Origin of the sequence: Salmonella sp. SJTUF15581 (assembly GCF_043356775.1) — a bacterium.
Lineage (GTDB): Bacteria > Pseudomonadota > Gammaproteobacteria > Enterobacterales > Enterobacteriaceae > Salmonella > Salmonella enterica.
Window position 1 is genome coordinate 1 of the sequence record NZ_JBEUJY010000031.1, and the last position, 5,573, is coordinate 5,573.

General features: G+C 46.2%; 12 protein-coding genes and 1 pseudogene. 1 reads left to right on the forward strand and 12 read right to left on the reverse strand.

From position 1 onward, the window contains the following. Position 1 precedes the first annotated feature (1 nt). The 10 genes and pseudogenes from ABVN36_RS24405 to ABVN36_RS24450 form a co-directional block, all read right to left on the reverse strand. Positions 2–379, reverse strand: coding sequence for a hypothetical protein (locus tag ABVN36_RS24405; RefSeq protein WP_223163363.1), 378 nt, complete (start codon positions 377–379; stop codon positions 2–4). Next, positions 363–488: a hypothetical protein gene (locus ABVN36_RS24410; RefSeq protein WP_023138682.1), complete on the reverse strand. Its 126-nt coding sequence runs from the start codon at positions 486–488 to the stop codon at positions 363–365. Before ABVN36_RS24410 ends, ABVN36_RS24405 begins: the two co-directional genes overlap by 17 nt. A gap of 131 nt (positions 489–619) precedes the next feature. After that, positions 620–886, reverse strand: coding sequence for a hypothetical protein (locus ABVN36_RS24415; RefSeq protein ID WP_023138681.1), 267 nt, complete (start codon positions 884–886; stop codon positions 620–622). A 315-nt stretch (positions 887–1,201) separates the two neighbouring features. Then, a pseudogene (locus ABVN36_RS24420) lies at positions 1,202–1,657 on the reverse strand (DUF551 domain-containing protein); the annotation flags it as partial. A 665-nt stretch (positions 1,658–2,322) separates the two neighbouring features. Then, positions 2,323–3,009 carry a hypothetical protein gene (locus ABVN36_RS24425; protein WP_239495172.1) on the reverse strand — a complete coding sequence of 229 codons (687 nt, stop codon included), beginning with the start codon at positions 3,007–3,009 and terminating at the stop codon, positions 2,323–2,325. Continuing rightward, positions 3,006–3,176, reverse strand: a complete 171-nt coding sequence (locus ABVN36_RS24430; RefSeq protein ID WP_023138676.1) for a DUF2737 family protein — start codon at positions 3,174–3,176, stop codon at positions 3,006–3,008. Before ABVN36_RS24430 ends, ABVN36_RS24425 begins: the two co-directional genes overlap by 4 nt. A gap of 10 nt (positions 3,177–3,186) precedes the next feature. Next, a complete protein-coding gene (locus tag ABVN36_RS24435; protein ID WP_017441417.1) occupies positions 3,187–3,480 on the reverse strand; it encodes a phage anti-RecBCD protein in 294 nt (97 codons plus the stop codon). A gap of 46 nt (positions 3,481–3,526) precedes the next feature. Next, positions 3,527–3,811: a sigma-70 family RNA polymerase sigma factor gene (locus ABVN36_RS24440; RefSeq protein ID WP_001253476.1), complete on the reverse strand. Its 285-nt coding sequence runs from the start codon at positions 3,809–3,811 to the stop codon at positions 3,527–3,529. Then, on the reverse strand, positions 3,811–4,518 hold the full coding sequence (locus ABVN36_RS24445) for a Rad52/Rad22 family DNA repair protein (RefSeq protein WP_393923741.1): 708 nt from the start codon (positions 4,516–4,518) through the stop codon (positions 3,811–3,813). Before ABVN36_RS24445 ends, ABVN36_RS24440 begins: the two co-directional genes overlap by 1 nt. Before the next feature lie 7 nt (positions 4,519–4,525). Further along, on the reverse strand, positions 4,526–4,714 hold the full coding sequence (locus ABVN36_RS24450) for a hypothetical protein (RefSeq protein WP_000613174.1): 189 nt from the start codon (positions 4,712–4,714) through the stop codon (positions 4,526–4,528). Positions 4,715–4,825: 111 nt separating this feature from the next. On the opposite strand from ABVN36_RS24450, the gene ABVN36_RS24455 reads away from it, so the two are divergent. After that, positions 4,826–4,984 (forward strand): hypothetical protein, encoded by a 159-nt coding sequence (locus ABVN36_RS24455; RefSeq protein ID WP_157784771.1) that lies wholly within the window; start codon positions 4,826–4,828, stop codon positions 4,982–4,984. Here ABVN36_RS24455 and ABVN36_RS24460 read toward each other — a convergent pair. Both ABVN36_RS24460 and ABVN36_RS24465 read right to left on the reverse strand, forming a co-directional pair. Continuing rightward, positions 4,981–5,115: a hypothetical protein gene (locus ABVN36_RS24460; RefSeq protein WP_000983401.1), complete on the reverse strand. Its 135-nt coding sequence runs from the start codon at positions 5,113–5,115 to the stop codon at positions 4,981–4,983. The two genes, ABVN36_RS24455 and ABVN36_RS24460, sit on opposite strands and share 4 nt — an antisense overlap. Before the next feature lie 85 nt (positions 5,116–5,200). Then, entirely contained in the window at positions 5,201–5,455 is a 255-nt protein-coding gene (locus tag ABVN36_RS24465) for a hypothetical protein (RefSeq protein WP_000401881.1), read from the reverse strand. Between the last annotated feature and the right edge of the window lie 118 nt (positions 5,456–5,573).

A 5,573-nucleotide genomic window follows, 5' to 3' on the forward strand; every position in this document is an offset into this window, starting at 1 on the left:
GTTACTCCGCGTCGGTGGCGAGAATTTGCTGGTCTATCTCGTATAGTGCTTCTGCAAACTTCATTTCCATGCAATGCCTTAATGCTTTAAGTGCCTTTTCTTTGGTGCTGTATTGCGCAATCCCTTTCTGTGATGCGGAGCGGGGTCTTTCTTCATTTTCAACCCATCCGTCACCATGAGATACAGTGGATGACCATGATTTATATACACGGCAGGAATATGTGTTGATAGACCAACCGTTAACATACTGGGTGATGCTATCTGGTACGCCTACATCGCGATCTGCTCCATAGTCAGACCATCTAAGCGATCGGTTTATATCCATAAGGCGAACAGCGTTTTCAAGTTGTTCTTTTTCTCGTTTATTCATTGCCATCATCTATCTCCAATAAAAAACCCGCCGTAGCGAGTTCAGATAAAAAAATCCCCGCGAGTGCGAGGATTGTTATTTTTGCGGTGCTGAGAGCCGAGCTGCTGCGCTTCAGCATCTGTGGACTCTCCCGATAAGCAAACAAGCACCCCGAAGAGCGCTTGTTTTATCTTTCAGCATAAGATAGTTACGTGCTGAATGACATGCGAACGTATAATCTTCACATGAGGTATGTTAAAAGCTATCGCATCATTGGAGCTTGAAGTCGTCGATATCATCTACAAATTCCAAATACCCATCTTCAACGTATTTTAAAACAAGTAAATGCTTAATTCCCTCACTTAATGAGGTTGGCCTTTCAAGCACAAACTCGAACCCATCCTCGTAAATTTTGCCTAACCAATAACCACCGCCATATTCCTTAAGCCTTTGAAAGAAAACATATCCTCCAGGCTTGAAATAATTGAGTGTCTCGTCTCTATAAACGATTTGGTAGTTAGGTACTTTGCCACCCATTTTAGCCACCATATATACTGTGTTTTTGTACAGTATAAATTAAAGCAAATGTTGGTCAATTTTGAAGGGTTAGATAATAACTTAACTCTGAAAACAAATTGTTTACGGCTTCTGCTATAGTTCAGTTTGATCAATAATCGCGAATGCTTTCGAACTGTCTTAACTCCTTATCAATCAGTCGCTTACTCTGCTGACGAGCTCGATGTTTACAGGTTCTCAATTCAGCATCATATCCGTTTCCTTTTCTGTAGCCTCGTGAGCGACACAACGAACAGGTACAACCATCAACCGAATAGAATTTCCCAAATGGTTGCATTACTTTTCCTCCTGCGGCGGCTCTGGTAGCGGCATCCAGTGTGATGGTTTCCACGACGCCCCAGGAATTAGCCACCCATCATTAGTGTCAGGATGCCACGGGATGTAAGTCGCCCATTTCATTCGCCAGTCACCTTTCCTGCCAAACTCTCTGGCAACAAGAACGCCAGTTTTGCTATCCGGCATTCGCTCACTACAGCTTATCCAACCATCCTGAGTTACCGGAGAGTTGCCATTCACATCGAAATTTGGCTTTGCGTCCTGAACCAGAAGGATGTAACCGTTCTTGGCTGTGTCCAGTTCTGATACCTCGGTGACAGTACCGAAATAGCGATTACCTAAATCAGCATCACAAGTGCTTACATCAATGGAAACTTCCATGCCTTCGATTAATTCTGGCAAGTTGTAAGTTTGGCTTACAGGTTGGCTACCCTGAAGCATGGCGGCGCGGCAGGCGTTCCAGGTGTTCCAGTATTTATTCCACATCGAGTCGCTACGGTATTTGTCGTCTACTCGGAACTGGCGCACAAAGCCTTTGGTATGGCCGGTATAGTCCGCCACCCAGGCTTCAAAGACGTCCCGATTGGTTTCATCGTCCAGGATGTTCACCGGCAGCGGCATCATCTGCGGAACGGTATAGAGCGCAATGTCTTTGCCGAAACCGTAGGAGTTTGGCCACAGGTGCGCGTAAGAGTGCCCATCAACTCCTTCCAGGCTCTCCAACTCCTCCGCGTCGGTATAGGCCACTGGATCGCTGTTTAGGGCCACAGAAAGCAGCATGCGCGCCATCACTGAGCATTCAAACTTAACGTCGCTACCATTGTCCTCTTCAGCGATTTCACGCAGGCGCTCAACGTCCATCGTCTCGTTCGCCAGTGTTAGCGGCTGCGGTTTCAGGCTGATATGCTGCTGTTTCGCTTCCATCTCTTTTACGCGCTGTTCGGCGGCGCGTACCTTGTTGTCCAGCTGCTCTATGACGGAAGCTACTGCCTCATTGAACGTAGCCACAACACGTAGAGATCCGTCTTTCTGCGGTTCGATGATGCTCCCAACGGTGCGCTCTGAATCGTCTAGTGCCTTCTCAATACCAATGATATAAGCCTCGGATTGGATGATTAGTGTCATTTGCTCTCCGAAGTAATGGAGTTTGCACACTTGTCGCACCAATAATGAGTCAGACCATTAACATTCAAACGGTAAGAATCGTTATAGCATCGAGGGCATTGGACCAAAACGCCACCAGCAATAATGGCTTCGCGGGATGGGATATGGTTTTCGGTAGGTTGATGTGGCTCATTTTTCATCATTGCCTCGACGATCTCATTGGCAATAGAGTGCATGCTCTTCCAGTAAACCTTGTCTGCAAAATTATCAGACTTCAGCCACTGATTACGTACGGCGGCACGAAGCGCGGCGATAGCGCGAATATTTAAACCTTCAGGGATTGCACTTGCCCGCACCTCAGCCAGAAAAGCGTCAGTGGCTGGGGTCTCAGTGAAATCGTCCACCCACGTATCGCCAACGTCCTCGCACTCGCGACGACAATATTCGTTGAATTCGACATCTGATTTTTTCAGTGCAGTGTTCTCCGCTGCCATCGCCGAAAACTTCTCGTGTGCCAACTTAACAACTGCATTAGCCTGCTTAAGTGACTCCATTGCTTTATCGTTATCCACCGTTAACACCGCGTATTTAGCCTCAAGCTCCGCATAATCACTATGACGCACCATATCAGTACAGAATGATTCTCCTGTTATTGGTGGTGATAACTGGTCACTGACAATCGTGTATATTTTCACTTCTTTCATTTCTTCCCACTCCGCAACATTGCATTCAGATATTTGTTTTCATTCACTGATGGAAAACTATTTCTCGCCAGCATTTCTTCGCGTGGAGTATCTTTGATGGGTTTGAAGCGGTGTCGAATAATCATTTCCGATGGAAGGATTCCGTGGTCATAGGACAAACCTCTCATGATGAATTCCTCAGTTATTGCTGATAGCGCCGTAACGCGAACGGTAATTTTTAAGGCGCGGGTCTGTTTCAATGAATTGGGTGTAAGTGGCTTTGCGGAATGGCCGGATGGATGTCTGGTAAATTCGCTCGCGTTCTTCTTTCTCTGCAAGCCATATACAGTGGCGAAATTCCTTTTCCTCTTTCGTTTCCTGCGGTAGTGACATTATCAGGTCGTAGTTTTTTCTGAATTTATCCAGCACCTCCGAGACGGAATTGCCGGAACAGCGGCGCGGGTCATTCGCACCATACACAGGCGCTGGCATAATTTACTCCAGGGTAGGTTATCCGAATAATGTGGTACGTATAGGGTTATTTCTTTCGTAAACGTGATAGCCTGCTTTTTACCGACTCTTCACTTCGCCCGAGAATTTTTGCTACATTTCTTTGTGTATAGCCTGATGAGATAAGCGTCTGCATTCTTTTGTCTTCGTCGTCGCTCCATCTTGGCTTAACGAATGCCGTTTTTAATGACAGTTTTTTTGCTATGTAATAAAACTGATTTATGTTTAGGCCCAGATGTTCTGCTGCACGGCAAGCTACCATGCGACCGCAAACTGACTCCATCTCTGCTGGAGTTATGTTTAATCTTCTCATTAAGCCACCTGTTTAAGCTCATTTATTCTGATATTCATTACCTGAACGCATTTTGTCTGCGCATCATCGTGACCAGCCAATAATTGCCAGTCATGCTGATAACGCTCAATGAGTTTTTTCTTGTCAGTTTCTGTTGCTGCATAATCGCTGAAGTCTTTCAGGATTTGTTCGCAGTCAACCGATGGAGATTTCTGGTTGGTATTTTCTGGTGATGGTTGATTGCCTGATGCTGGCATGGCCCAGTTCGGCAGCGATGGAGGGAGCCAGTAAAATCCTGTTCCATCCTTCAGTTTGGCCCTGTGCCATCCTTGTTTCTTATCACTGGATATCTGCGCAAAACCTTCCTCAAGGTTATACAGATACCGACCAATTCCCCACTGAACGGCAGCACGCTTCATTGCGCCGGAGCGACCACCTTTGACGGCTTCTACCTGTGTGTTTTCAGCAGCATCCCATTTGGTTACCCATTCAGAACCAATCTTGATTGATATGCCACATTCAACACCGCCGTTGTTCGGGATATCCCGATATTCGTTACGCCAGCCAGCCTTGCCGCATACATCATCAAGGCGCTTCATGATTGCCCTGTTGGTCACATACGCGAGCACCATTGCCCAGACTTTACCATCTCGCGTTTTTCCGCTTTGTTGGATACGCCATTCAATATCGTCAGCAGCGAATGGCGCATCAAAATCATTCAAATTCATAAACACCTCAGAATGGGAGTTCGGAAGGATTAGCCAGAAACTCGCCTTTATTCATTCGCTCACGACGAGCCATATCAAGACAGAAGGACTTCATCGACTTATCACCGGCCTTACGCCAGTACATTGCCTCAGTCAGGTGATACTGACGCTTTATCCTGCTTAATTCTGGAGTTCTGGCTAGGTCTGTAGGAATCATTATCGTTCTCCTGTTCTTTCTGCTGATTGAGCATGTCCTGCATAAGGCGAATAAACGCATCGTCTGACCAGGTATCTGTAATGCTCACTAAATAATCTCCGGCTCGTTTTTATGGTTAAGCACGATATCTACCAGCAGGTCTTTAAGTGGCTTAGCTTCGGTCAGTGTGTGGATGTGCAACTTGCCGTCTTTGTTAACTGCTGCTCTCCATGGCTTTCCGTGGTGAATAACCAGCATTCCTGGAGTTACGCACTGGCGAATAACGGTTAATGTGTTTTGCATAACGCCTCCAGTTGCTTACGAACAGCGCGAATAAGACGACGAATACGCTTGGATAATTCGGATTCAGCGGGATAAAAAGCGGACATGACGCCGCTACCCGCGAGGCTTAGTTGCATCATGGGCTGGTTCCTTATGTTGTGTGTGATTGCATAGCGATAGAGACTCGTGAATCTCTGTTGATATGCGGGCATGAAAAAGCCGCACTCAGGCGGCTTCTGATTTCTCTTCTTCGTAGCGCTCGATAATCTCGTCGCTATAGCTGTTTTCCGTTAGATAGGCGATGATTTCATCCATTTCCATCTCAGCAAAAGCGGTATCCAAGAGGTGATGGCAAAACTCTTTAATTTCGCCATAAGTGTTTAAGTCAAACTTAATAGTCGTATTATCTTCTTTGACGGTTACTTCTCTCCATCCACCATTTGATGAATAAGTTGCAACTTTTCGAACGTCGATTTCCATGCTTTCCTCCAGGTAAAAAGAATGCCGCCCATATAGAGCGGCAAATAACATCAAGGGATGATTTTTCGATTAACCAGAACGAGTCGTCGTCCTCGTTTGGTTACGAGCGATATTGCTC

What these genes read in the sequence shown, in the direction of transcription:
- ABVN36_RS24405 (WP_223163363.1), bottom strand. Translation starts at nt 379, where the DNA reads ATGATGGCAATGAATAAACGAGAAAAAGAACAACTTGAAAACGCTGTT.
- ABVN36_RS24410 (WP_023138682.1), bottom strand. Translation starts at nt 488, where the DNA reads ATGCTGAAGCGCAGCAGCTCGGCTCTCAGCACCGCAAAAATAACAATC.
- ABVN36_RS24415 (WP_023138681.1), bottom strand. Translation starts at nt 886, where the DNA reads ATGGGTGGCAAAGTACCTAACTACCAAATCGTTTATAGAGACGAGACA.
- ABVN36_RS24425 (WP_239495172.1), bottom strand. Translation starts at nt 3,009, where the DNA reads ATGAAAGAAGTGAAAATATACACGATTGTCAGTGACCAGTTATCACCA.
- ABVN36_RS24430 (WP_023138676.1), bottom strand. Translation starts at nt 3,176, where the DNA reads ATGAGAGGTTTGTCCTATGACCACGGAATCCTTCCATCGGAAATGATT.
- ABVN36_RS24435 (WP_017441417.1), bottom strand. Translation starts at nt 3,480, where the DNA reads ATGCCAGCGCCTGTGTATGGTGCGAATGACCCGCGCCGCTGTTCCGGC.
- ABVN36_RS24440 (WP_001253476.1), bottom strand. Translation starts at nt 3,811, where the DNA reads ATGAGAAGATTAAACATAACTCCAGCAGAGATGGAGTCAGTTTGCGGT.
- ABVN36_RS24445 (WP_393923741.1), bottom strand. Translation starts at nt 4,518, where the DNA reads ATGAATTTGAATGATTTTGATGCGCCATTCGCTGCTGACGATATTGAA.
- ABVN36_RS24450 (WP_000613174.1), bottom strand. Translation starts at nt 4,714, where the DNA reads ATGATTCCTACAGACCTAGCCAGAACTCCAGAATTAAGCAGGATAAAG.
- ABVN36_RS24455 (WP_157784771.1), top strand. Translation starts at nt 4,826, where the DNA reads ATGGTTAAGCACGATATCTACCAGCAGGTCTTTAAGTGGCTTAGCTTC.
- ABVN36_RS24460 (WP_000983401.1), bottom strand. Translation starts at nt 5,115, where the DNA reads ATGATGCAACTAAGCCTCGCGGGTAGCGGCGTCATGTCCGCTTTTTAT.
- ABVN36_RS24465 (WP_000401881.1), bottom strand. Translation starts at nt 5,455, where the DNA reads ATGGAAATCGACGTTCGAAAAGTTGCAACTTATTCATCAAATGGTGGA.